The sequence below is a fragment of the Mucilaginibacter sp. P1_A3 genome (assembly GCF_056406855.1).
On sequence record NZ_JBFTZJ010000003.1, the window covers coordinates 1 to 26086 of the forward strand.

A 26086-nucleotide genomic window follows, 5' to 3' on the forward strand; every position below is an offset into this window, starting at 1 on the left:
TCGGCCGCAAATCGGCCGCAAACCAACGGCAAGGTGGAACGCTTTTGGAGGACCCTTAAAGAAGACCTTATTGAAGATACCGATTTCGACAGCTTTGAAGAGCTGGAAGATGAACTCCTCAAATATCTTGTTTATTATAACTGGGAACGACCACATCAGGGCATCAATGGTAAAAAACCTATCGATATGGTCACCCTAAACAACAAATAAAAATACCTGATTCTGTTACCGAATTACTAAACCCTTACAGCAATGACGGCAGGGGTACATACCACTTGTACTTTCAAGTCTGCTATCTTCCCTATCTACATATCCGTAGGCCTTACGCGTTTGCCAGAGCCCTATCTAAATGCACATAACCGCCGTCAACATGTATGAGTTGCCCGGTGGTGTGGCTTGACATTGGCGACAACAGGAAGGCGGTGGTATTGGCCAGTTCCTCGGCTGTGGTCATGCGGTTGCCCAATGGTATTTTTGCCTCAATCTCCTGTAGTTTAGCACCCGGATCAGGCAAGGTTTTTATCCAGTTTTCATATAGTGGTGTCCAGCATTCGGCTACTACAATGGCATTTACACGGATGCCGTATTTCAACAGCTCCACGGCCCATTCGCGGGTTAAAGCGTTACGGCCACCGTTTGATGCCGCGTAGCCAGAGGTATGGCCCTGCCCGGTATCGGCTGTTTTTGAAGTGATGTTAAGGATGGCTCCCTTTGATTTTTTAAGTTCGGGTAAAGCAAAATGCGCCATCAGGTAATAATGTACCAGGTTTTTATGCAGGGAGGCAACAAAGCCTTCATAGTTGCCGCTTTCTAAACCAACACCATCGTTAACGCCCGCGTTATTCACCAGGCCGTCAATCCTTCCAAATTTGGCAACTACGGCATTAATAGCGTTTTCGCTTGCTGTAGGATCGGTAAGTTCTGCAACTACCTGGAAAGCCTTACCGCCTGCCGCTTCAATTTCATGCACTACTTTAAGGTTATCCACTTCACTACGGCCCACAATAACGGGTATGGCGCCCTCGGCTGCCAGTACTTTAACAATGCCCTCGCCAATGCCCTTTGCACCACCGGTTACTATAATTACCTTATCTGTAAGTTGTAAATTCATGCTTATATGTTGTAAAATATCAAATACTATTAATGAGAAACGCTTAGTTTCACCTCTGCGGCCTCTTTCACCTTCAGGTTTTTAACTGCAAAATAAAAAACGAATAAAAAGCAGGCTGCGGGTACCAGGTAAGCTACCTGGATGTTGGTCATATCAGATAGTTTGCCCATAATAGGCGGGAAAACCGCGCCACCCACAATGGCCATAATTACCAGTGAAGAACCTTCCTTGGTTTTGGTGCCCAGGCCCCGGATGCTTAATGAAAATATGGTTGGGAACATGATCGACATAAAAAACTCCACGCCTATCAATGCAAATACCGGGAACTTGCCATGCAGAAATACCGATAGTAAGATAAGCAGCACATTGGTAACGGCATAAATGGCCAGTAGTTTTACCGGGTTAATAAAGGTCATTAAAAATGTGCCTACGGCTCTGCCCGCCAAAAAGGCTATTAAAGCTGCAGTTAAATAATAAGCTGCGGTTTTTTCATCCATGCCCGATACGCGCTCAGAAAAACGGATAAAGAAACTACCAACACATGCTTGTGCACCTACGTAGAAAAATTGTGCCGCTACACCAAAATTCAGGTTCTTCTCCCTTAAAAGTGCACCTGTGCGTTGAAAAAATGATAAATTTTCATGTAGTGGTGAGCCTTCGCCCTCCTCAACAATTTCGGGTAAATGTGTTCTCCATAAAAGAACAGTTACCACCAGCACACCAAGAGCAATAATGATGTAAGGTATTTGTACCGATGACGCTTCTTTATTTAAATAAGTATTCAATTGGCCTGGTGACATGGCCGATTCTTGTACAGCAGTAAGAGTTTTGCCCGATAGAATAAAAATACCGCCGATTAAAGGCGCAAGGGCAGCTGCCAGGCCGTTAAATGTTTGGGCGAAATTAATACGTTGGGTTGCGCTTGCAGGATCACCAATGGCGGTGATATACGGATTGGCGGCAGTTTCTAAAAAAGCGGCCCCGGAAAATATGATAAACAAAGCTCCCAGGAAAAACGCGTAGTTTCTTACAATGGATGCCGGGTAAAACAAAAATGCTCCTACCGAGAAAAGTATCAGCCCTAATAAAATTCCTCCTTTATAGCCATACCGTTTCATGAATTGGGCTGCCGGGATGGGCAACAAGAAATAGGCAAAATAAGATGCAGAATCAATTAATGAAGACTGCAAATCAGTTAACTGGCAGGCTTTTTTTAAGTGAGGTATGAGTATTGGATTTAAGTTTAGCGCAAAGCCCCATATAAAAAACAGGGAAGTAATGAGGGTTATTGCTAACAGATCTTTATTTTTTGCCATTGGTTATTTATTATAATTGGTTTACTTGATTTGGTTTTATTTTAATGCCGATGTAATATCCTTAAGTGAAATACCCAGCGTTTTCAAGGCGATACTATTCAATGCCTTCTCATCTCCTGTAAAATGGAACACACTGTGTTTATGTGTTAGCTTTTCGCCGGGTTTTAAAAATGCTGCCGGTGATACGCTTTCAATTTCGTAGAACGGGCCCATTTGCGATCCATTGGCTAATTTGCCATCGTTATAGGCGTTCACGGCATCGCCGGAAAAAGGGACTGTATCGGGCTTCCATTCCTGGTTAAGATAACTTGCGCCGCTATCTATGTCAAAAACGGTAATAGTTAATACTTTGTTACTGGCATCATAGCTGCCAGCCATGTTTTTGGCCCGGTTTGGCGGGATGCCCAGCTTACCGCGCGATTTGCCGTCGGCTTTAAAAAGGAGGGTGCCATTACCGTAGATGATCCTGTCTTTAGCTATCTCGCCAAAATAATTAGTGGTAGCTACTTTGCCTGTTGCTTTATCTATATAGGGCACTACGATAACGGTTTTAGGCGATGGCGTAAACATATCCAAATTCCATAAACAGGGAGCGCCTGTAGTTTTATCCCAGGCTTTATCGCCGGCATTAATAATAGTATTGATGGTGCTAAAGCCAACCGATTTTACCGAATCATTGGCACTAATGCCTAACAATTGTTTAATCACATCCGGCTCCAGGATCTCGATATCACGTTCCAGCTTGATGTTAAGCAGCGTACCCGCGTAGTTTTGCATCTGGGTAGCTTTGCTCATGGATGCTTTTGTATCTGATGAAGAAAGCAGCTCCCAGCTTTCATTATCAATTGCTGCCGGAGTATGCCAATTATCAAATTCCATTTTGGTGCCTGGCTTAAAGAACACGGAGAACGGGCCACCTTCGGGGCCAAGCCAAAGGCGGTCTTCGCCACCAAAGGCATTCATGTGCGGGTCGGGTTGCTTAAGGTCGAAGGTTTCGTATTTGATCCAGCCAAAGCTGTTTCCATCCAAACCATCGGCTGTGGAGGTAAATACCTTGGCCTGGTATTTTGGAGAAACTATAACTTGCGCGCTGCTATTTTTAGTTTTTAAAACCACAACGCTGCCATGTTTCTTTAAAAACTCTAAATCGTGCCTGAAACTACCTTTAGTAGCCGGGGGCATGCGCATGGTACATGATGTAATACTTGCCGCCAACATAACCAGGGAAGAGATTTTTAAAGCGCTCATAACCTTATAATTTATGTTTGGGATTGATGCCTATAATATTAACCATGGTGCCAATGTTATCGATAGTAATAACCACTACATCGCCCACTTGTAAAGTGAAAGTAGGCGGCGGCACCAAACAGGTTCCTGTCATCAAAAAACAGCCCTGCGGAAAATCGCACTCGGCATATAAATAGCCTACAAGCTCGGTGAATGATCGCTTGATGCGGGATATGGTGGTTTCGTCTTCATAAACAGGCACGTCATTACGCTTAATAACCAGTTTTATGGCCGATTCGCCGGGTATTGGGTCAGCGCTTACATACAGGCATGGGCCCAAAGCAGCACTTTTTTCATAAATCTTGGCCTGGGGCAGGTACAAGGCGTTCTCGCCCTCGATGCTCCGCGAGCTCATGTCGTTACCGATGGTATAGCCCTGAATATTTCCTTTGGAATTGATATACAAGGTCAGCTCCGGCTCAGGAACATTCCATTCCGAATCTTTCCTGATATAAACCTCGGCACCATGACCTGATACCCGTTGCGCTGTAGCTTTGAAAAACAACTCTGGTCTGGGGGCATCGTACACCTTATCATACAAGCTTGCCGCGCCAGAGTTTTCAGATTCCTCCATGCGGGCATCGCGGCTTTTAAGATAGGTAACGCCTGCTGCCCAAACTTCCTGTGCGCCTATAGGCGGCAGTATCGGCCCGTTCAAAAACTCATGTTGCACGTCGGCGCCTAAAGCTGTGGTATCATCAATGATTTCCTGCAGGTATGCGGCCAGGTTATCCCGGTTAATCAGTGTGTCCCATTGGTCGTCAACAATATAGGCTGCCCCGGCATGCTCCAGGATTGTTCCTTTGGTGGTTTTATATAGTTTCATCAGTTTACTTCCAGTTCGTCTCGTGTGGGTAATTTAGGGAATGGGGTATGTGCGCCGGTTTGGTACCAAAATACGGTTGATGCAATATCATCCTGTAAAGGCATGTATCGCCCGTCATGACGCCAGCCCAGGGCCTGTATGGTAACCTTCAGGCTTTTTTCAAAGCGGATAGGATCAACAATATGCCATCTGTATAAACCAAACCGCTGTGCTACGTTGTAATGCCCATCGCCGCGAATCACCTGTGGCAAGCCGCTGTAAGGCGTATTAAATTCGGTGTATTCGGTATGCTCTGCCTCCTTGCCGTCGGCATCTTTGTGGCGGGTATCAAAATCATATGATCCGCAGAAATAATCCTCTGTACCGGTACCGTTTATAGTAGGGAATTTAGTATCGCCATCCATAAAAAACTTGATCTCGCCCTCGCCCCACCAGCCATTTTTGTTGCTGCCATAGGCCAGGTAAGTACCCACATACTGGCCCTTACCCACAATGCTATCTACCAAAACATAATCTTTTTTGTAAGGCAGCGGGTTGGTACGGCGAAACTGGGCGTGGAAATACCCTGCATCATCCGGGATATCCGTCAAGGTGTAATCAACCTGGTAATAAAGCACCATATCGTTATCGTCGATATTTTCCATAGTGATGCGGCATTTTTTGCGGAATGGCATTGGCCAGTAACAATTAAAAGCACTGCCGGGATTTACCGCTACCGCTAATGATGACAGGGGCGAATACTTACCCCAGCCCATACAAAAGAAATCGCCTACAGGTACCTCAACGGAAGGGGTTGTTTCATCATCCCAATAAAAACGCAGGATGCTATAGCGCCAGTTGCCGGTAGGGGTCATCCAGATGTGCTGTATAGCGCCCGACTCATTAATTTCGGCGATGGTATAAGTAGTATGTTTTTTGATCACCACGCTTGGGCTTACTTTCCAGGTTTGCCCCAGATCTCGTGATGCATTGCTGCCTGTGCCGGTGGTGGCCATGCCACCCTTACCCTTTTCGCCGGTAAAGTTCTCCGGACTTATTGATCGTGTTTTGGCATCGCTGGTACGGTACAGGTTACCAAGGCCAACATCAAGGCCATTAAATTTTTTTTGTGCAAAGGCGGCAGATGATGTCAGCAAAACAAACATGCAGCTTAATAAAACATTACTTTTCATTTTTAACATATAGGTTATCTGTTGGTAAAAACTAATAGTGCATCAATTGGTAAATGCAATACCGTGTTTATTTGCTGTAACACCTGCCTTATACACAATAAGACAAAGCCGGTCACAATCATAAAAATAATTTTCTTTTTATCTATCCTGCTTTATCAGCATAACATACAAGGATTTTAGCATCAATACGGCCTTCCTATTATTTTGTCATCCTGAGCGATAGCGAAGGATCTATAAACTATACAGATCGGATCTGCATGGCGAATATGCATTCGGGTAATAGATACTTCAAGCGTTTATAATGACAAAGGAATAGTAGGCCTACTTTTGTAAAAGCTAATTTACATTTATCGATAACAGAAACACTAACCCCAACAATAATATTGATTTTACATATCGCAATCACAAAAAAAACTACATTTTTGTACATGCCGTTTACGCTCATCCTTAATAATATTGCCAAACACATTCACCTCACCAAAGAGGAGCAGGTTGTTTTTACAGACCTGCTTAAGCCCCAGGCTATTAAGCGGAAGCAATTCTGGCTTTCAGATGGCGATATTTGCAAGCACTCGGCATTTGTAACCACGGGCTGCCTGCGCGGATTTACTGTTGATAAAAACGGTATTGAACACGTATTGAGCTTTGCCCCGCCCGATTGGTGGATGGCAGATATGTATAGCCTCATTAGCCAAAAGCCGGGCATCCTTAACGTTGAAGCACTGGAAGATACCCAGGTACTGCTGCTGAGCAAAACCAACCAGGAAAAACTATACCAGCAGATACCCAAGTTTGAGCATTTTTTTAGGGTTTTGGTGGAGAACTCGCTTGTGGCCAGTCAGCAGCGCCTTATAGATGGCCTCAGCCTTACCGCCGAAGATCGTTATAACAACTTTTGCAAACGCTACCCAACACTCATTTATACATTACCCCAAAAGCAGATAGCATCATATATAGGAGTAACTCCTGAGTTTTTTAGCAGAATGAGAAGCAGAAAATAGTTTGCAGTGGGCAGTTATCAGTTTGCAGCAGGCATAAATTACCATCATCCAAGCTCCCTCTGTGAGTGAAGTGTCCGGGTAAACTTAACCGCTGTGCAACTACTCACTTATCACTAATTAACCATTCACCTAAAAACTTGATCTACATCAACTTTGCCCTGCAAATACCGCCGTACCTTTATAGCAACAAAAAAGGAAATACATCATGGCACAAACAATATTGCATAAAGGAGATACCCGCGGTCACGCAAACCACGGCTGGTTAAATAGTTATCATTCTTTTAGTTTTGGTAGTTATTACAATCCCGACCGGATGAGCTTTGGCGCACTGCGCGTTTTAAATGATGATACCGTGGATGCAGGAATGGGCTTTGGCAAACACCCGCACGATAATATGGAGATCATCAGCATTCCTCTTGAAGGCGATCTGGAGCATAAAGACAGTATGAACAACACCGCCGTTATTAAAAATGGCGATATACAGGCCATGAGTGCCGGCACAGGCATTTACCACAGCGAATACAATCAGGATAAGGACAAACGTGTAAAGTTTTTGCAAATATGGCTGTATCCCAACAAACGCAACGTGGAGCCAAGATATGACCAGATTACGCTTAACCTTGCCGATCGTGAAAATAAACTGCAACAGGTATTATCGCCCAATGCTGACGATGCCGGGGTATGGATTCACCAGGATGCATGGTTTAACCTGGGTAAGTTTGATAAGGGAGTAAGTACCGAATACACCATCCACAAAGCAGGCAACGGCGTTTACGCGTTTGTACTAAGCGGCCAGGTAGAAATTAACGGACAGCAATTAAATAACCGCGATGCCCTGGGCATTTGGGATACCGATAAATTTACCATTACAGCAACCGCCGACGCTGAATTTTTATTGATGGATGTACCGATGAGCATATAATAGATGTGCAGATTTCAGATGTGCAGATGTTCAGATGATGAATTGATTGGAGGTGGAAAATGAGGGTTTTGGCGGAATGGAATAGTGTTTTAAAAAGTTTGTCATCCTGAGGAACGAAGGGTCTATTCACAGACTATACAGGGCGAAGAAGCATGGTGAATAATAGATCCTTCACTATCGTTCAGGATGACAAAAAGGGTTTTAACAAACCCCGCCACTCTGAAAGGCAAATGACACACGGCGAAAGACATACGAAGTTTTTAAACGGCGAAGCCCTCAACGAGGCCAAAAACAATATTATCGAGTTAAACTTAGTAAGTCTGGGATTCAACGATTAGCAGCGATTATAAAAAATAAGAAATGGAATCAACACAAATATTAGTAGTAGGCCGCCATCCCGAGATATTGGCAACGGTGGTACGCCTGGTAAATAATAACCCCGATTGGAATGCTACCGGCTGCCAAACCGATGAAGAAGCTACCCTTGCTTTTGACCAACAGGCATTTGCACTGGTACTGCTTGGCGGCGGTATTGAACCTGCATCTGAAGATCAGCTGTGCGCTTATTTTCGTAATCGCAACCCCAAAATCAAGATTGTGCAGCACTACGGGGGCGGCAGCGGCTTGCTGGCAGCAGAGATTTACGAGGCCCTGAAGTAGAAGGCCACGCTGCATTAGCGGGTAATACTGGCGGTGTTACAGGTATTTCTCTATCAAAGGGTAAATGGAGCTATCGAACAAAAAAAGCATCCTTACTATTAACAGTAAGGGTGCTTTTTTGCGTGGCGGGAATGAGTAAGTAATTGGTCTTGTTTATAAACAGGGCAATTTTAAAAAGGCTCAATTTTGTGTATCAATATAAATAGTTACCAGTTGTTTACACGGGAGATCCAGTACCAGGGAACAGGATTAAAGATTGTAAACGGTTTGGTTTAGAAAAACGCTGCACAATAAATGAACCTGTAATGGAAAAAATTTTAATTCCGATTGATTTTACCAGATCATCAAATAACGCCATAGCTTACGCGGTTGCTTTAAGCAAAAACAACCCGATAAAACAAATTATACTTGTTGTTAATGTATACATTACCGAGTTTGAGCAACTATTGCCTACGGCAGATTTTATTCAATTTGCTGTAGATAAAGCGCAGGCTTTAAACGGACAGCTATCAACCCAGTTTGAAAACTTAAAGGCATCGGTATTAAAAAAATTAGATCCCGGGGTGAGGGTTAGTTTTATTTTAAGCAAAATGCCCTTACTGCTTTCACTCAGGGAGCTAATTAAGCAGGAAAAACCGGATTTACTGCTGATAGGAAGCGACCACGCCGGGGCAACTGAAGAAAGTTATATTAGTAATCATTTAATTAAAATTGCAAAGGTAAGCACAGTCCCGGTGCTTATTATTCCTGCGCTTAGTCGGTACCAGGAGGTGCAGAAGGCTTTGGTGCCGTTTGATCTTGGCAATTTTGCTTCTTTGAATTTAATTCAACGCCTAAATCATATCCAGAACTGGCCGCATCCCAAACTGTTGTTGTTAAATGTTGATGCTACACCGCAGGTATTATTTAAAGATGATGTTACGTGCAAGGTAGTGGAGCAAATAAGTACGCACCTGCAAAATTACCAATACAAGTTTTATTATTCTGTAGAGAAGGATGTATTGAAAAGTGTTAATCATTTCTGTTATAAAAACGATTTGCAATTAATCATCGCGCTGCCCGGCAAGCATAGCTTTTTGTACAATTTAACACATCGCAATATAACCAAAGGCCTTGCCCGGAATAACTATAAACCGGTGCTGATATTAAAAAACGCGCAGTAATTATAATAACAACTGTTTGGCAAATTCAGATGGCCTGGTTTTGGTTAACTGATAAAATATGTTGCTAAAAGCCGATACATTATTGTAGCCTAAAGTGTAGGCAATTTCGCTGATTGATCTATCTGTTTGCAGCATCATTTCAATAGCCTTTACCATGCGCAGCAATTTAAAATATTGCAGAAACGAGATGTTCATGGTAGCCTGAAACAGGCGTGTTAAGGTACGTTCGCTAAAGCCGGTTTCGTGGCTTAGTGTTACCAGGCTAAGTGATTCAAACAGGTGGTTATTAATATATTTCAACACCGGCTGCATCCTTTCGTTTTCTGTTGTAGGCAGTGCAATTGGTAAAGCTTTCCTGCTAATCTCCGGCAGGATATTTTTGATACCCGCTAAAAAGGGGAAAGCTTTATCGCCCGGTACCACATCGCCTTCCCACCGTACCGAGTAGGAGAGCATTTGCATTAAAAGCGCATTGATGGGATAGATACCCCCCTTATTAAAAAATGGATGGTCATCATCGTCATCGGCATAAAAGTATAATGATATGATGGCTACCGATTTGTGCATCTCTATAAAGTGCTTAACCTCCTTGGGTATCCAAACATAATGCCGCGCCGGTATAATAAGCGTTTTATCAACCAGGTGAATATAAGCCACCCCTCCTTCAATATAAATCAGCTGCCCTTTTTTATGCGCGTGTTGCGGTAATCTGAACTCATTTTTTTCGTGCATTACATATACCGATGCTGGGATGCGATCAATGGCGGTTAAAAATGCTTCAGTATCAATCACGTTTGCTTTGGCTGAAATGAGTAAAAGTTTGGCAAAGTACATAAAATTACTTAGGTGTAAAAGGCTCAATTTTGTATTATCAAATTTTATGAAATCGTATTTTAAAAATATTTTACTGTTATCTGTTGTGTATTTCCCACTCCAGCGCGCATCAGCAAGGGCGGTTAAAACAGATTCATTACTCAGTATACCACTAACCTTAAACCAGGTTTGGGAACGCGCGGCAAGCTATAATAAGGCAGTGCAAATGAAGCAGCTTCACCTGGAAAGCAGCGTTGAACAAATTAAAAATGCCAAAACCGAAAGGCTGCCGGATATCAACATTGAAGGCGAGTATGCCAGGATAAGCAATATGCCGGTTTACGAAAACGGGATTTTTAAATCGCCTACCCAGTTTGAGGTATTGCATAGCACTTATACCTTAGGCGCGGATGCTTATCTGAATATTTACAATGGCAACAAACTCAATATTGAAATTGAAGCCCGCAAAAGCGAAAACAAAATTGCCGCCGAGCAAAAAAAATTGACCCTGTCTGAAGTAAAACTCAGGGCCGCAGCCTATTACCTGGATATGCAACGCAGCATCATTTTCAGGGATCTTTTGCTGAAAGATATTGAGGCGCAGGAAAAACAATTAAGACAAATACAGGCGTTAAAAGCAAATGGCGTTGTTTTAAAAAGTGATGTTTTAAGGGCCGAATTGAAATTATCAAGGCAAAAGCTATCGCTGGTTCAGCTGAATAACGACCTGGCAATTGCCAATCAAAAATTAAACATACTGATTGGCTTGCCCGATGATGAGCGCATAGCCCCTACAACCAGTAATGTGCTTGACTCCCTTACGCTGAAAACTAACCAGGCTTACCTTACAGATGCCGGCAGCAATGCTTACCAGGTTAAAATATCTGAACAGGAAACCGAACTGAAGAAACTACAGCTCAAAAATGTAAAGGCAAATGTTTTGCCCCGGATCGGTTTTTTTGCGCAGTACAAATACAGCTATCCCCAGATTTTTTTATACCCTTATTCGCCATACATATATGGTATTGGGCTGGCTGGCATAAAGGCATCTTTTTCTGTTTCATCATTTTATCATAATTACCATAAGGCAAAAGTGGCCCGGCTGGAGTATGAAAGCCAGGAAGTTGAACATGCCCAAACGCAGGATAATGTAAGGCAGCAGGTTAATGAGGCGTATTTGCGTTTCAATGAAGCGCTTAACCGGGTAGAAGTTAGCAAAACCAATATTAAACAAGCAACGGAAAACCGCAGGATAGTAAGCAATACCTACTTTAACCAAACATCCTTAATAACCGACCTGCTTGATGCGGATACCCAGTTATTACAAACCCGCTTTGACCTGGCCGCTGCGCAGATAGCGGCACAATTACAGTACTATCAATTACAAAACGTTACCGGCAATCTTTAATAAAATGAGCAAGCAACATACATACACAACTACCGATAAATTAATAACGAAAATAACGGCCTGGATAGCCGGGATCATAGCGCTGGCCTTATGCGGCTGGGGCATAGTTACACTATACAATTTATATAACTATGAAGAAACCGATGATGCCCAGGTTGAAGAATATATTAACCCCATTACTTCGAGGGTAAGCGGTTATATTAAAGAGATTAGGTATGATGAAAACCAGGACGTAAAAAAAGGCGATACCCTGCTTGTTATTGATAACCGGGAGTATGCTCTGCAAAAAGAAGAAGGCGAAGCCGGCTTGCAAAATGCACGGTCGCAGGTGGCGGTGTTGGAGAGCAATGTACAAACCGCTGCTAAAATTGCCCAGGTTAACAATGCCCAGATAGATGCCGTTAAAGCAAAATTGGTAAGGCAGCAGCAGGAATATGACCGGTATAAGAAACTATTCGATGCAGAATCGGCTACTAAGCAGCAGTTGGAAAACGTTAAAAGCGGGCTTGATGTGGCACAATCTGATTACCAGGCGGCATTGAGTAATTACCAGGCTTCGCTTTCAAAGGTGAATGACAGCAGGGCGCAGATCAATCCTGTAATTTCAGAAATAAAACGGAGGGAGCTTATGCTGCAGCGTAATCAGCTCGATGTATCCTATACGGTGATCACCGCGCCATATAACGGAAAAATGGGCCGAAGAACAATACAGGCTGGTCAGCAGATTCAGGTTGGGCAAACACTGGCATTTATTGTTGATAAAGAAACCGGTAAATGGGTAATTGCCAATTTTAAAGAAACCCAGTTAAAATATCTGCAAACCGGAAAAACGGTGCAGATCACGGCGGATGCTTATCCTAATACTAAAATTACGGGTAGTGTTATTTCCTTTTCACCTGCTACGGGTTCAAGGTTTTCATTGCTTCCGCCAGATAATTCAACGGGTAATTTTGTGAAAATTGCGCAACGCATACCTGTTAAAATAAAAATTACTGATAACGGTGCAGTAGTGGGCTTGCTAAGCGCGGGCATGAACGCCAGTGTTTCGGTTTCAAAAAATGCGTTGGGTCATGAATAAGGCTATCCCCGTTTTTAAACACTGGGCACCAGAGTGGCTTATCCGTTTTACATTGCTTATTGTGGTGTTGCCGGGTGTGGTTTTGTTTGCGTTATCTGTAAGCAATGTTAATGCCGCGGCGGGTTTTTATGGCATCTCTCCAAATGATGTGCAATACTCCCTTATTATTTTATATGCGGCAATGGCCAGCTTTATTGTGTTGGAAGGGCGTTTTTTTAAAAACATTGCCAGTAAAGAGTACCTGCTTATAGGCGTAGTTTTGCATATCATCACTTGTTATTTGTGTTATGTTACGCGATACTTTTTTGTGCTTTTAGTATTGAGGTATATCCAGGGGATGTTAACCTGTGGTACTATCAGCATTACCCTTACCCTCATGTTTAGCAGGTTGCACAATGAGCGGTCAAAAGAGATTGCGTACTCTATTGTTTACTGCATACTGTTGGCTGTTGTACCTTTAACAACCTTACTTACGGCCGCTATTATTGATACCTTTAACTATAATGTAATTTATAAATGCGCGGTATACTCCTACATACCAGGAGCTGTACTCATGTTTTTAATCATGAACAACGTACGGTTTAACCGTAAAGTACCATTGTACCGGCTGGATTGGCCAAGCTTTGTTACCTATTCGGCAGCACTATGTCTTATTGGTTATATTTTGGTATACGGCCAGCAATATGATTGGCTGGATGACCGGCGGATATTAACCAGCATTATAGCTATTGTATTACTTGCAGGTATTTTTGTTACCCGGCAACTGAGCTTAAAAAATCCTTATTTGCATCTGGGGGCATTCAGGCAACCTAAATTTTTATTAGGGGCCCTGCTGCTTTTTGTGTTTTATATTATAAGAGGATCTTTTGGTATTACCACATCCTATTTAGGTACAGTTTTGGGGCTCGATCCTATACACATTGGTTATTTGCTGCTTTATAATATTGCCGGTATCATATTAAGTGTGATTATATCATCGCGGTTGGTGCTGTTAAAAAAACCTACAAGGCTTATCTTTATTTATGGTTTTGTAATCCTGCTGATATTTCATGTGCGCATGTGTTTTATTTTTAGCACGCAGGCCGATAGTTCAGATCTCATTATCCCATTAATACTACAAGGGCTTGGGGCAGGTATGTTAATGGTACCCATAATTTTGTTTGTTGTTTCATCATGTGCACCCGGTTTCGGTACTACGGGATCTGCCTTTGGTATTTTTGTGCGCTTCTTTGGTTTTTGTACCAGCATCGGGATGATCAACTTTTTTCAGCTTTACGGGCAACGTGATCATTACAATCGCTTCCAGGAACAATTAAGCTCGCTAAATCCGGTTGCAGTGCAGCGCCTTACCCAATATAAGCAGGCACTCATTGGCGGTGGTACTGCCCCCGATCAGGCCGTGAAAATAGCAAACGGATTATTAAATAAAAGTGTAGGTGTACAGGCTCAGCTACGTTTTGCGGTAGATTATTACCAATTTATCAGCTGGCTCATTTTGGCTGCAATTGTGCTTATTGCCCTTTTCCCTTCGGTTAATCAAACAAACATCAGTATAAAATCCAACCAACCTGCGCCTGTAGCGTTTTAAGGGTAGTTTATTGCTTTATTTAGCCTGTAGCGGCAATGTGAACCAGAATGTACTCCCTTCGCCCGGTTTACTGTCGGCTCCAATTTCACCGTTGTGTTTTTTGATGATCTCGGCGCTGATGTAAAGGCCTATGCCCAGGCCGGAGTATTGGCTGCCACTGCTTTGTACCCTAAAATAACGATCGAACAGGAAGGGGAGCTTTTCGTGAGAAATACCGGGGCCTTTATCTGTTACGGATACTTTCGCCATCGTGTCATCCTTCGTTATGTCTATATAGATTTCTTTGGATAATGGGGCGTACTTTATAGCGTTGTTAACAAAATTCACTACAACCTGTTCAATGCGCTCTCCATCTGCAAATACCTGTAGCGCCATATCGCCGGTAGTGATCACTTTGTAGATTCCGGATATTTTGATGTGATTGCTGCTGTCATTAATGATACGTGATAGCGTTATTGACGTTTTATTTAAATCAAGCTGGCCTTGGTTTAGTTTACCAATGTACAGCAGGTCTTCAATTAAATAGGCAACTTTGTTTACCCCTTTGTTGGCCCGGATTACCAGATCGTCCATTTTTTCGGGCGAGAGCCTGTCTTTCATCGTATGGATAAGCTGCACAGATGATTTAAGGCTGGTTAAAGGCGTTTTGAGTTCATGACTTGCAATGTTTATAAAATCATCTTTTTGCTGCTGCAGCTGTTTAATTTCCTGGATATCGGTAGCTGTACCTACCCACAGCTGCACCTCGCCGTTGTGGTTTTTTAAGGGGGCCATTCGTACCAGGTGCCAGCGGTATTCGCCATCAAAACGTTTTTCGCGGATTTCGAACTCGCCGGATTCCTTACTGTCAATAATAGCCCGGAAACGTTGCAGGTTGTGCATGATATCGTCCGGGTGGATCACCTCGCGCCAACCCCAATCTTTGGTTTCATCAAAGGTTAAGCCGGTATAATCAAACCATTGCTGGTTATAAAAGTCAACCTCGCCCGAGGCAGTATTTGTCCAGGCTATCTGGGGGATGGTTTGCATTATTTTCCGGAACCGGGTTTCGCTTAACGAGAGCGCTTCGGTACGGGCAGCAACCCTTTCTTCCAGATCGTTATTAAGCGCGTGAAGATTATATTGCGATACAGAAAGCTCTTCATTACTGGCCAGCAGTTCTTCGTTAATGGCCGTCATCTCTTCATTTGCAGCGGCAAGTTCTTCATTTAGCTCCGCTGTTTCATGCTCTTTGTTTTTAAGATCGTTTTGCATTTTTGTGCGCCCGGCAATAATGTTCGTAACACTTATGTATGATACAATGGTAAAAATTAAGCCGAGCAAAGCTGCAATAACAATAATAACAGGTACATAAGTGGTGTAAGTTTTATAAGTGCCTACGCGGGCATTTAGTAATTTAGTTTCGTCGGTCTCGGCTATGTTAATCTGTTGACGTAGGGCATCCATAGCAAGTTTTCCCCTGGCAAGGTCATCAATGTTTACCTTTTGGTCGCTTTTGTATTTGTCCAGTATTTGCTGTAAAATACTTAACCTGGTTTTTAAAACCCTTTTAACCTCTGCTATATTCCGCTGCTGCTCAGGATTATCTACGGTTAACTGCTGGACTTGTTGTATCTGGTTGAGCGCTTTTGTATAGGCGCCGTTATAGGGCTCTAAAAATTCTTCGCGTTTGGTAAGCAGGTAACCGCGCTGCCCAGTTTCAGCATCTTTCATGATAGACGCGGTGTTTTCGAGTTTTTGAATCACCAGGTTACTATGATCAACCAGGGCGGCGCTGTTTAACAAAAATCGGATACTTAAATACGATGCGATGGAAATGATGATGATTACAACAAGAGAAAAGCCATATCCGATTTGCAGATTGCGATTAAGCGATAATTTCATTTTAATAGAAGATTTAGCTTTATAGGGAATTTACTCGCTTAATAAAGGATATAAAATTAAAATATTTAATTTGTAATTACTTATGATTAAGTATTCAATTTAAGTTAAATCTATTTGAATTTTTTCGTGGGAAGTTTAATAACTGAATTACATTTAGTTAAGCAATTTATTAATGATATTAACAAGATGCTGATTTTCAAATGGTTTTGGCAGATAGGCATCGTGGCCAAAATTACCAATTGCAATAGCTTGTTTATGGTAGGCTGTCATCAAAATAACCGGGATGTGGGCTAGCTCCTTATCGTTTTTAATAACCTGGCAAATTTTGCCGCCGTTCATGCCCGGTAAAATATAATCGGTTAGTACCAGGTCGGGATTGTTGGCTTTTACTACTGCAATAATATCATCTGTTTGGGTTATTCCTTTTACCTCAAAATTGTTTAAGCTCAATAAGGTATCAATTGAGTCTAAAATATCTTCATCATCTTCTATTACAAGTATTTTTTTTATCATTCTGCTATGAAGTTATTATAAATATAATTAATAATCGCTGTTAAGCTAAAATATTTTGCCCCTTTGCTTATCGTGCAAATTAACATGGTTGAATGCAATATTACAAAGCAATGCTTAGAAAAAATATAATTTTAATTAATATTTTAACCAAAACGCCTATTTTGACTTTGTATTTTAATTTCAAGGAAATTTGCATCGAATAGCTTACGTCGTTAAAAGTACAGCCCGGGAATGAACCGATAATTAAAAAATGCAAAGCCGTTAGAGTGCTTATATTACAGATGAAACACTCACCCGAATTTGCAGTTGAAAGTGCCAGTGAAGAGTTTGTATATGTATTGTTTATCAGTGGGTTGAGTATTTTTTATAAATAATAAGAAAATATTTTGGGGCGATTTTTAACTATATCAATTGCTTTTGTTAAGCGCCAGGCTTTAACCGCTTGTTGAGGTAAAAAGGCTACCTTGTATTTATAAAAAATACCAACATGATCATTTTAAAATCGGATACATTTGTTACGCATACCCGCCTGGCAACATTCATTAACGAGAATAACATTAAACGCGACGATATTTTGACTATAACTGATGGTCCGCAGGGCTGTACTATTTATTTTTATGCCGATGCCGAAATTAAGGAGATAACCCACGGACTGTTTTCTTAACCATAAAACATGCTATGTTAAAAAAAGGGTTTGTATGGTGCGCTGTAATGTTAGGCTGCTCTGGCTTATATGCACAGCCTGCGTTGAAACCTTTTCCGCAGCATACCACCTATGCGGCGGGCAGCATTATCCCCAACCACGTAAGCCGCCAAAACCTGGATAACAGTGTACGCGCCTTTTACCGGGAATGGAAAAAACGTTATGTGAAACCGGTGCCGGGCAAAGGTCAAAGTTATATTTGGTTTGAAAGGTCGGGCAATAAGCAATGCGTATCAGAGGGGCAGGGGTACGGTATGATCATCGTGCCACTCATGGCCGGTGCCGATCCATCTGCCAAGGCGGTTTATGATGCATTGTTTAGCTATTACCGGGCGCACCCGGCAAAAAAAGGGCAATACCTTATGGGCTGGGCGCAGGATGTAAAAGGCAATAACCTTGATCACTCTTCGGCCGCCGATGGCGATATAGATATCGCGTACTCCTTATTACTGGCAGATAAACAATGGGGTAGCAAGGGCGCTATTAACTATTTGAAAGCAGCCAGGGTATTGATGGCCGATATCATGCGCTATGAAATTAACCGGAAAACTTTTACGGTACTCCTCAGTAATGAGGTAGAGGCGGATAGCAAAGATTATTTTGATACTCGCCCGTCGGATTTTATGCCCTCGCATTTTAAAGCCTTTAAAACCGCTACGGGAGATAGCCGTTGGGATAAGGTAACCGACAACACCTACCGTTTATTTGCATTGATGCAACAACAATACAGCCCAGATGCGGGTTTGCTGCCCGATTTTATCCAGCAGGTGAATCATCACCCGCACCCGGCCAAAGCCATGTACCTGGAAACAAAATACGATGGCTATTATAATTACAATGCCTGCCGGGTTCCATGGCGCATAACTGCCGACTATTTATTGTATGGCGACACCCGTGCCAAAGTCATAAGTACCAAAATTAACCGCTGGATACGGCTAACAACTAAGGATAATCCCGACAATATTTCTGCCGGCTACACATTGGCGGGCAATGATCTGCCTGCCCGCTACTTTGAAGCACTCAGTTTTATTGCACCATTTGCTATAGCTGCCACAACCGAAGCCAAAAACCAGCAATGGCTCAACCACATCTGGGATTACCTGTTGCATTTTAAAATAAAAGACTACGATTATTACGACAACAGCATAAAAATGCTCAACATGATTATTTTGAGCGGAAATTATTGGAGGGGTTGAAAAGAAATTTCTGTTTTTTTCTTTTTTTCGACGCTATGCCTTCCGTTGTCAGTTATATGATTGTTTTGGAAATAATTACTAAATTGGGGTATATGAACATTCAGGCAGAAAAACTAAATGTATTACAGCAAATTATTAACTCCGATGATATAGGTTTAATTAAAGATATTAAATCTTTGATCAGCAACAGGGAATTGGATTGGTTTGATAATTTAAGCAAACATCAGCAAGCTGATGTTAAAGAGGGATTAGCGCAATTAGACAATGGCCAATCTTTCAGCCATGAAGATGCTAAAAAGAGATTCGGTTTTAAATGATAATCATCTGGTCTGATAAAGCAGGAGAGACTTTTCAAAAAAATATTGATTACCAAAGAGCAAGGTTATTGAGCTTGTTACTTTTATAGATAACAGGCAGAGCCTCAGGAAAAACAGACGCTTGCTTTAAAGGCTAATAAAATACCAATCACTGGCTAAAACACTCAGCCAGTGATTAAGCTCAACACCTTGCACTAAAAAGACAGCGTCTTCCGTCTGCAAATGATTTTATCAATGGTGTTGCCTATCGCCGTTAAAATATGTTCGTCCAGAAAATCTTCATTTCGCTGCATCCATTCATTTCCTAACTTAAAAAGCATTGCTGCCCTGCCGTCTTTAAATTTTATATTCCATACATGCCATGTTTTAAAGTATGCACTTGTAATGCTGATGATATGTGCAGATCCGTCTGCTAATTTTATTTTGTAATCCATTGTTAGATGTATATGGTAATTCTGATGTATTATAAATACGTTCCGGCAATTTCATTATTGCGGGCTTTAAAGAATTTAACATAATTTAAGCAATTGAGGTGTGGCAGGCTTTTGAGTAAAAAAAATGGTTGCGATAATGTTGAAGCTCGTATTATACGCTCTCAATAATTTTTAAAAGAACATATATAACTGATAGTGTTGCTTATCCATTTTAGGGATTACTATCTTTATCAATATGGAAATCGGTAAATAAAAAAAGAGGAATGGAAAAGTTGGATTATAAAGCTTATTGGCAGCTGGGGGTTGGATATGATCAATATAAAAAGCAAATGGCGGATGACCACGCTTCAAATAAAGATATCCAGATGAAAGATTACATCACCCTCAATCAACGAAGAATGTACAGGGTTGAAAAAACTTATATGGTATCAACCCATTTAGCCAATCAGATTAAAAATCTGCGCCACAAAATTTATTGGTTAATTTTAACAGAGCATTGGTGTGGTGATGCGGCGCAAATACTCCCGGTTTTGAATGCCATAGTCAATTTAAGTGATGGGAAAATTGAAATGAGATTAGTTTATCGGGATCAAAACGCCGAATTAATGGATGCCTGGCTAACTAACGGAACACGATCAATTCCAAAAGTGATACAATTTAATGAAGATTTTAATTTAACCGGGGCCTGGGGGCCACGCCCGGCTGTTGCACAGCAATTGGTACGCAAACTAAGAGCAGACCCGGCTACCATAGCTATTTATTCAACCGATTTGCATTTATGGTACGCCAAAGACAAACAAAAATCCACTGAAGCAGAAATTGCAGAATTTATAGGCATTGCAGATAAACCAATAGTTATACAGGATGGAAGTTCTATTTAAAGTGTTGTAGCTAATAATAGCTTAAAAAGTATTCTGATGTAACTAATAGTATTTTAATCCGTTTAATTTAATTGTCAATTAAAGCCAAGCTATGCAAAACGGCCCCTTCCGGATAGCCATTATTTATATTATTATCAGCCTCCTCTGGATCACTTTTAGCGACCGCCTGCTCTTTTTTTTCGCCCATCAATTTACCGAGGATCAGTTTCTATTGATCAGCAGTGCCAAGGGGTATTTTTTTGTAGTAACTAATGGGTGGTTTTTATACTACCTCATCAGGAAGGATGATGTAAAACTGAAGCAAAGCGAAAACCAGTACCGCAATATGTATGAAGCCAATCCGGTGCCGATGTGGATATACGACGAAGAGCTAAAAATAATTTCGGTTAATGACGCGGCGGTAAAAGCTTATGGATACAGCAGAAGCGAGTTTTTAGCAAAAAGCATTCTGGATATCAGGCCACAGGAAGACGCCGAAAGGCTGATTGAGACGGTTAAACGATTGTCGGGTGATTTGAATTTAAGCGGTACCTGGCGCCATATCAAAAAAGATGGAACCCTTATTTATGTAAATATAACATCGCATAAGATCATCTTTAATAACCGGCCAAATGTACTGGTTATGATTAAGGACATGACCGAACGGATATTATTTGAACAGACACTTGAAAAAATAAATCTGGACCTGAAGAACGAGAAGAAAAAATTAAGGGAAACGCAATTGATCTCGAAAGTGGGCGGATGGATGTTTTTTCCTGAAACTAAAAAATTGATATGGTCTGATGAACTGTTCACGCTTACGGGTATTAGCAAGGACGATCCACGTGATGCATTTGATATTTACCTGGAACATATTTTCCCCGAAGACCGCCAAATGATGATTCAGGCACTTGATGAGCTTATTAGCAAGGGAAAGGCTATGGATATTACGCACCGCATCCTGGCAATAAACGGCGAAACCCGTTATATAAGGCAACTTGCTTTTTTGGATGATGAAGATCCTGCCGTTTCAAAGCTGGTAGGTTCTATGCAGGACATTACCGAACTGAAGCAATTAGAAATAGAAAGAAATAAATATCAGTACAGTCTTGAAAATACCTTGAATAGCATTAGTGATGCTTTTTTTGCGTTGGACCATAACATGAATATTACCCGTATTAACCAGGTTTTCAGAGATTTGATTGATGAAAAAGTTATAAACATTGTTGGAGAGAGTATTTTTACGGTGTTTCCGAAAGAAAAGAACCGCTTATACCCGTATTACCAGAAAGCTCTGGAAGAACGGGTTGTTGTAAAGCAGGAAGAATATTCGGTTATATTGAACAAATGGATACGGTTGGCAGCCTACCCAACAGATGATGAGGGCGTTGCTGTTTATTTTTCAGATATAACAGAGGATAGATTAAAGGATACCAAGCTTAAGGATGCTGTAGAAAGGTATGAATTGGTTGCGCAGGCCACTAAAGATGTAATATATGACCTTGATATCACCAGTGATCATATTGTTTATAATACCAGTTTAACCCGTCTTATCGAGATTCCTTATGATCAGATAGAATATAGCCTGGAGTGGTGGCGCGGACTAATTCATCCGGATGATGTTACCGAGGTTAAAAAAAGCCAGCAGAAGATAAGTAACGAAGGTAAAACAAATTGGGAATGCGAATACCGGGTAAATTGTGGTAACGGCCATTATAAGTACATTATGGATCAGGGATATTTTATTTATAATGACCATAAAGAGCCAATAAGGTTAATAGGGGTAGTTAAGGATATTGATGATCTTAAGCGATCGACCCAGGAAAATAAACGCCTTGCCGATATTATTACCAGGGTTAACAATATGATTATTGTAACCGATGCTGAAAATAGAGTTCAATGGATCAATAAAGCATTTGAAGATATTGCCGGTTTTAACCTGGTTGAAATGGGGGGGCGGGAGCCATTTGAGCTTTTAAGGGAACCCGGTATGGATAGGGATGAGATAAGTAGCATGTATGCCAAGCAAAAAATGCGCGAAGCCTTCTCTGTCGACCTGGTGATCTATACCAAATTTAGAATTCCTTTATGGGTTTCGGTAGAGTTAACCCCGATGTTTGATGATCAGGGTATCTATTTGGGGTATATAGCGGTTTACCAAAACATCACCCTGAGAAAAGAAAAGGAACAGGAAATACAACGGCAGAATGAGTTTTTAAAGGAAGTAGCCTGGATGAGTTCGCACGAGATAAGGCGGCCGGTAGCCAACATGCTTGGCCTTATTAACCTTGCCGATGCAGCCAAAAACGAAAAAGAGAAAGAAGAAATTTTTGCATTACTCAGGATATGCGTAAGCGAAATGGATGGCATAGTATACCAGATACACCATAAGATTGGTGATGTTGTTGATCTGTCATAAATTATTTAACTAAGCGTTTATTACCTCGTTTTAAATTGAGTTTAGCTGTTAAAAGTTAAAAATTGACCTTCTCTTCTAAATTAATGATAAACGATAAGTCGGTATCATTCCGGAAAGCTACCTGCAAAGGATTGCCATTACTGCTTAGTTTTTCTATAAAATCATCCATCTTTTTTTTAAGTCCCAGCTCACCATCATGGTTGGTTAAATGCAGGGTTCCCTTTTTCACGGACTGGTCCATCATATCTAATGTTTCCTGATCGGGGTTGTTAAATTTACCACTGGCCGATACCACGTAATGATCTGCAGTTACATTCATTAAAAATTCCGGGGTCATATCTGCTTTACTGCCATGATGCGGCATTTTAAGTATATCAACGTGTATTTTGCCATCTTTATCAAGCAGTCCCTTTAGTTTTAAGCCGGCATATATATCATCGCTCCTGCCATCGCCGGTAAGCAGCATTTTTTTATCGCCAAACTTAACCAGGCAAACTATGCTGGATAAATTAAACGGCGATTTATCATTATTAATAAGACTCGAAACAATAATCTTCTTACTTTCTTCCTTGCTTTTTGCTTTGGCTGCTTTTTTTAAATCTTTGTCCCACTGCGTCTGTAGTTCCTGTAATCGTTGCGCGGTAGGATGAACCACAATAATTTCCAGATCGCCGATGTGTAAATTTTTAGTCTTGATATCGCCGCGAACAAGTTTTGTATTACCTGGCTTAAGATTTTGAAAGGGGGCGTTAACGGATAGATTTAACTTGGCAACGTTATCGCGGATATGCCTTCCCTGGCCTGTAGAGGCTATTACGGCAACAATATGTTCGGGGGCATTATCAAACTGAGGAATTTGCAGGGAGCTTATATCTGCCGCATGTGCAGAAGTTTTTAAATCTTTAATGATGGGTATTTGCTGGTTCCCGATAATATCATCAAAACTGTTAAACCAAAAGTTATCAATAATGAAATCCTGTTGTTCCTTCTCAGATAATTTATCTGTCATAGAATCTGTAAGATCAATAATGCCCTGTATATGATCTTCATCAGCATGGCTGATCATGACCATGGCGAGGGGCAATGGTTCGTCGCCGGCGAGTTTTGCTTTAATCGCCATAAGCCGGGGCTTTAATGTTTTTGAGTAAACACCCGGTGGGCCTCCATCAATCAAGATAGATTTTGGATCATTAGGGTCGCCAAAATGAAGCAACAGGCAATCACCATATTTAGCTTCAAGAACTTCTAAACTGAAAAGCATATGAAATGAGATTTAGTGAATGATAAACTGTTTTTTAAATCGATTGAATGGCCCGCAACACATCAAGCATGCCGCAACCCTGAAAGTACTTTTCCCGGCCCAGATCGGTAGCTGTTTTGCACAGGGCCTGTTTAACTTTGCCCGGCTTGCCAATAAGCTCACGATGCCTGGCTAATATGAGCGCCGCTGCGCCCGAAACATGGGGGGCAGCCATAGATGTACCATCCATGCGTTCCATACTGTTGTCTATACTGGTTGAAACAATTTTTTCTCCCGGGGCAACAAGATCAGGTTTTAACCTTCCGTCGCCGGTGGGGCCTTTGCTCGAAAAGTAGGATACACCGTAGTCATGTGGCCTGTTACGGTGAGTTGCCCCAACTGTAATAACCAACTCGGCGTTTCCGGGGTCGGTTATATTTACCATCCGGAACCCTGCACTTGTGCTGCTATCGGTGCTTGTAAACAATGCCTGCCCAAGGTTGCCTGCGGCGGCAACAATAACGGTACCTTCGTTAACCAGCTTTTCGCAGCAGATACAAACCGGGGTTTGCCCACAGGCATAGCTGGCCACCTCATGCACCATCGAAAAGCTCATGTTAACACCATGTATAGCCGGTTCATCTTTCTGATTGTTCATCCAGCGGATGAATTGGATGCCTGCCAGGATATTAAATTCCTCTCCTGACCCGGAATCATCCATTACCCGAAGATCATAAAGATCTATACCAGGGCACATGCCTATGACGTTTTGCATGGTAACTTCATCTTTTATACCTGCGCCTATAATACCGGCTACATGGGTGCCATGCGGGTGCACAGGCGGATAGTATTCCTGGATATTATGCGGAATCCGCAACAGCGGAGCAATAACCGACCAATCCAGGAGCCTGCCGTTTCTAAGATCATTATCTATTTCCTTAACAAAGTCCATTAACTCGCTATCTGAAAGCCCCGCATCATCGCTATCGCCGGATGATTTGATGGCCGAGGGGATATGTCGTGGTTTGTCAAAAGCATATTGTTTATGGATGCTTGCAAGCACTTTTCTGAACCTTGTAAAATCATAGGATGCAACTATCCGGGTATGATTAGAGAATTTATCCGTTTTATCGCCTAATGCATCGTCAAAAGGTTTTTTTGTAGTTGTATCGGTTTTCCGGAAGGCCGGGTGGCGCGCATCAATGCCAGAATCAAGTACAGCCCAGGCAATACCCGAACCATCAATTTCGAATAAGCGCCTGCCGGCATCAGCTTTGGTTGCCGGTACCGATCTTTCAATGGTTAGCGTCGCGCGCCTGTTGCGGTTTATAGCCCATAGGGTAACGGGCGCTTTTATTTTAAAGGGCTTAAATTCATCAAAGTAGGTATGAAAAGCGTGTTCAAATTCTTCTAATATTTCAGCCGGCTTATCGCTTTGAGTTTGATTGGTTTTTGCCGATAACACAATTGCCCCGATAAGCCGGATAAGCCAATAATAATCTTCGGTAGGCTCCTTATTTTTAAACAGGTAGGTTTGCCACCATTGCGTCATGGGTAAAGCAACTAAAATCAGTTCTTCAAAAGTAAGGCAGGCTACTACAGATTCGCCACTGGTGGCCAGTTGCCAGCCGCTTGTTTCTTCCGGCTTTTCCTGCCGCAGCAGGTTATGGGACAATGCAGTAAATAATTGCGAGGCGGAGGAATTTTTATGAGGTGACAGAATAAGATCTACCCGGCTTTGTTTAAGATCTCCGCGTTGTTCAAAATAGGCAAGCCAAACATCAGGAAAAATTGGCGAATCCTGCGTAAAGCGCAAAGTTTGCTGAAATCTTTTAAAAATAAGGCTCTCTATTAATCCAGGGTTGATGATCATACAAGAAAGAATTTAGGTTTAACTTACTTGTTAATTGAGGCTTAAAATCGAAGCCATCTAAATGGTAGATAATTATACCAATTTAGAGTATTATAAAATATCAAACAAGGTATAATCAATTATTTTTTTTTCAATTTATTGGTTATCAGTGGTGTTTGTGTTATGCCGAATGGGGCAACCCGTTTAATAGTGAGGTCAAATTAAACCGGGATACACCTGCATAGCGGTGACCCATCCCCCGAAAACAAAAAATCCCCCGGCAACCACGCCGGGAGATCAAATCAATATATAAACCAGAAGAT

General features: G+C 41.8%; 24 protein-coding genes. 13 read left to right on the plus strand and 11 right to left on the minus strand.

All coding sequences use genetic code 11. The annotated features are described in order from the left end of the window. Window positions 1-210 (plus strand): integrase core domain-containing protein (locus AC1D0K_RS06675; RefSeq protein ID WP_477463030.1); only part of this gene is annotated, 210 nt, incomplete at its 5' end. Between the two features lie 112 nt (window positions 211-322). Here AC1D0K_RS06675 and AC1D0K_RS06680 read toward each other — a convergent pair. Genes AC1D0K_RS06680 through AC1D0K_RS06700 form a run of 5 tightly spaced genes read right to left on the minus strand, consistent with a single transcriptional unit; the run spans window position 323 to window position 5712 of the window. Continuing rightward, on the minus strand, window positions 323-1111 hold the full coding sequence (locus tag AC1D0K_RS06680; protein WP_295711296.1) for an SDR family oxidoreductase: 789 nt from the start codon (window positions 1109-1111) through the stop codon (window positions 323-325). Between the two features lie 29 nt (window positions 1112-1140). Then, complete coding sequence (gene fucP / locus AC1D0K_RS06685) at window positions 1141-2427, minus strand: L-fucose:H+ symporter permease (RefSeq protein ID WP_477392061.1); 1287 nt, start codon at window positions 2425-2427, stop codon at window positions 1141-1143. A 36-nt stretch (window positions 2428-2463) separates the two neighbouring features. Continuing rightward, the gene (locus AC1D0K_RS06690; RefSeq protein ID WP_477392062.1) at window positions 2464-3675 is read right to left on the minus strand and encodes a DUF6786 family protein; all 1212 of its coding nucleotides are present in this window, start codon (window positions 3673-3675) and stop codon (window positions 2464-2466) included. Window positions 3676-3679: 4 nt separating this feature from the next. Next, window positions 3680-4540 carry a fumarylacetoacetate hydrolase family protein gene (locus AC1D0K_RS06695; protein WP_477392063.1) on the minus strand — a complete coding sequence of 287 codons (861 nt, stop codon included), beginning with the start codon at window positions 4538-4540 and terminating at the stop codon, window positions 3680-3682. Further along, entirely contained in the window at window positions 4540-5712 is a 1173-nt protein-coding gene (locus AC1D0K_RS06700; protein ID WP_477392064.1) for a glycoside hydrolase family 172 protein, read from the minus strand. The genes AC1D0K_RS06695 and AC1D0K_RS06700 overlap by 1 nt, the downstream gene beginning before the upstream one ends. Window positions 5713-6140: 428 nt before the next feature. Between AC1D0K_RS06700 and AC1D0K_RS06705 the strand changes: the two genes are divergently transcribed. From AC1D0K_RS06705 to AC1D0K_RS06720, 4 genes are all read left to right on the plus strand, one after another. Then, on the plus strand, window positions 6141-6713 hold the full coding sequence (locus AC1D0K_RS06705) for a Crp/Fnr family transcriptional regulator (RefSeq protein WP_477392065.1): 573 nt from the start codon (window positions 6141-6143) through the stop codon (window positions 6711-6713). Window positions 6714-6918: 205 nt separating this feature from the next. Next, window positions 6919-7635 (plus strand): pirin family protein, encoded by a 717-nt coding sequence (locus AC1D0K_RS06710; RefSeq protein ID WP_477392066.1) that lies wholly within the window; start codon window positions 6919-6921, stop codon window positions 7633-7635. Window positions 7636-7995: 360 nt separating this feature from the next. Next, on the plus strand, window positions 7996-8295 hold the full coding sequence (locus AC1D0K_RS06715; protein WP_477392067.1) for a hypothetical protein: 300 nt from the start codon (window positions 7996-7998) through the stop codon (window positions 8293-8295). A 305-nt stretch (window positions 8296-8600) separates the two neighbouring features. Continuing rightward, window positions 8601-9458 (plus strand): universal stress protein, encoded by an 858-nt coding sequence (locus tag AC1D0K_RS06720; protein WP_477392068.1) that lies wholly within the window; start codon window positions 8601-8603, stop codon window positions 9456-9458. On the opposite strand, the gene AC1D0K_RS06725 is transcribed toward AC1D0K_RS06720, so the two are convergent. After that, window positions 9459-10319, minus strand: coding sequence for a helix-turn-helix domain-containing protein (locus tag AC1D0K_RS06725; protein WP_477463031.1), 861 nt, complete (start codon window positions 10317-10319; stop codon window positions 9459-9461). A gap of 19 nt (window positions 10320-10338) precedes the next feature. Between AC1D0K_RS06725 and AC1D0K_RS06730 the strand changes: the two genes are divergently transcribed. Genes AC1D0K_RS06730 through AC1D0K_RS06740 form a run of 3 tightly spaced genes read left to right on the plus strand, consistent with a single transcriptional unit; the run spans window position 10339 to window position 14345 of the window. Further along, a complete protein-coding gene (locus AC1D0K_RS06730; protein ID WP_477392069.1) occupies window positions 10339-11679 on the plus strand; it encodes a TolC family protein in 1341 nt (446 codons plus the stop codon). A 4-nt stretch (window positions 11680-11683) separates the two neighbouring features. Next, window positions 11684-12757, plus strand: a complete 1074-nt coding sequence (locus AC1D0K_RS06735) for an HlyD family secretion protein (protein ID WP_477392070.1) — start codon at window positions 11684-11686, stop codon at window positions 12755-12757. Continuing rightward, window positions 12750-14345, plus strand: coding sequence for an MFS transporter (locus AC1D0K_RS06740; protein ID WP_477392071.1), 1596 nt, complete (start codon window positions 12750-12752; stop codon window positions 14343-14345). Before AC1D0K_RS06735 ends, AC1D0K_RS06740 begins: the two co-directional genes overlap by 8 nt. A 15-nt stretch (window positions 14346-14360) precedes the next feature. Here AC1D0K_RS06740 and AC1D0K_RS06745 read toward each other — a convergent pair whose 3' ends face one another. Further along, the gene (locus AC1D0K_RS06745) at window positions 14361-16229 is read right to left on the minus strand and encodes a CHASE3 domain-containing protein (protein ID WP_477392072.1); all 1869 of its coding nucleotides are present in this window, start codon (window positions 16227-16229) and stop codon (window positions 14361-14363) included. A 153-nt stretch (window positions 16230-16382) separates the two neighbouring features. Continuing rightward, window positions 16383-16742 carry a response regulator gene (locus tag AC1D0K_RS06750; protein ID WP_295711323.1) on the minus strand — a complete coding sequence of 120 codons (360 nt, stop codon included), beginning with the start codon at window positions 16740-16742 and terminating at the stop codon, window positions 16383-16385. Between the two features lie 487 nt (window positions 16743-17229). Here AC1D0K_RS06750 and AC1D0K_RS06755 point away from each other — a divergent pair, with 487 nt between their 5' ends. The 3 genes from AC1D0K_RS06755 (at window position 17230) to AC1D0K_RS06765 (ending at window position 18958) form a co-directional block, all read left to right on the plus strand. Further along, the gene (locus AC1D0K_RS06755) at window positions 17230-17406 is read left to right on the plus strand and encodes a hypothetical protein (RefSeq protein WP_477392073.1); all 177 of its coding nucleotides are present in this window, start codon (window positions 17230-17232) and stop codon (window positions 17404-17406) included. Window positions 17407-17420: 14 nt separating this feature from the next. Beyond that, entirely contained in the window at window positions 17421-18641 is a 1221-nt protein-coding gene (locus tag AC1D0K_RS06760; RefSeq protein WP_477392074.1) for a family 8 glycosyl hydrolase, read from the plus strand. Between the two features lie 92 nt (window positions 18642-18733). Continuing rightward, complete coding sequence (locus tag AC1D0K_RS06765; RefSeq protein WP_477392075.1) at window positions 18734-18958, plus strand: hypothetical protein; 225 nt, start codon at window positions 18734-18736, stop codon at window positions 18956-18958. 194 nt (window positions 18959-19152) lie between these two features. On the opposite strand, the gene AC1D0K_RS06770 is transcribed toward AC1D0K_RS06765, so the two are convergent. After that, on the minus strand, window positions 19153-19392 hold the full coding sequence (locus AC1D0K_RS06770; RefSeq protein ID WP_295711331.1) for a hypothetical protein: 240 nt from the start codon (window positions 19390-19392) through the stop codon (window positions 19153-19155). A 263-nt stretch (window positions 19393-19655) separates the two neighbouring features. Between AC1D0K_RS06770 and AC1D0K_RS06775 the strand changes: the two genes are divergently transcribed. Continuing rightward, on the plus strand, window positions 19656-20273 hold the full coding sequence (locus tag AC1D0K_RS06775; RefSeq protein WP_477392076.1) for a thioredoxin family protein: 618 nt from the start codon (window positions 19656-19658) through the stop codon (window positions 20271-20273). 91 nt (window positions 20274-20364) lie between these two features. Beyond that, window positions 20365-22671 carry a PAS domain S-box protein gene (locus AC1D0K_RS06780; RefSeq protein WP_477392077.1) on the plus strand — a complete coding sequence of 769 codons (2307 nt, stop codon included), beginning with the start codon at window positions 20365-20367 and terminating at the stop codon, window positions 22669-22671. A 55-nt stretch (window positions 22672-22726) separates the two neighbouring features. Here the strand turns inward: AC1D0K_RS06780 and AC1D0K_RS06785 are convergent, their stop codons facing one another. Next, window positions 22727-23932 carry a ComEC/Rec2 family competence protein gene (locus tag AC1D0K_RS06785; RefSeq protein WP_477392078.1) on the minus strand — a complete coding sequence of 402 codons (1206 nt, stop codon included), beginning with the start codon at window positions 23930-23932 and terminating at the stop codon, window positions 22727-22729. 34 nt (window positions 23933-23966) lie between these two features. Next, on the minus strand, window positions 23967-25784 hold the full coding sequence (locus AC1D0K_RS06790) for a S8 family peptidase (RefSeq protein WP_477392079.1): 1818 nt from the start codon (window positions 25782-25784) through the stop codon (window positions 23967-23969). Window positions 25785-26086: the final 302 nt, after the last annotated feature.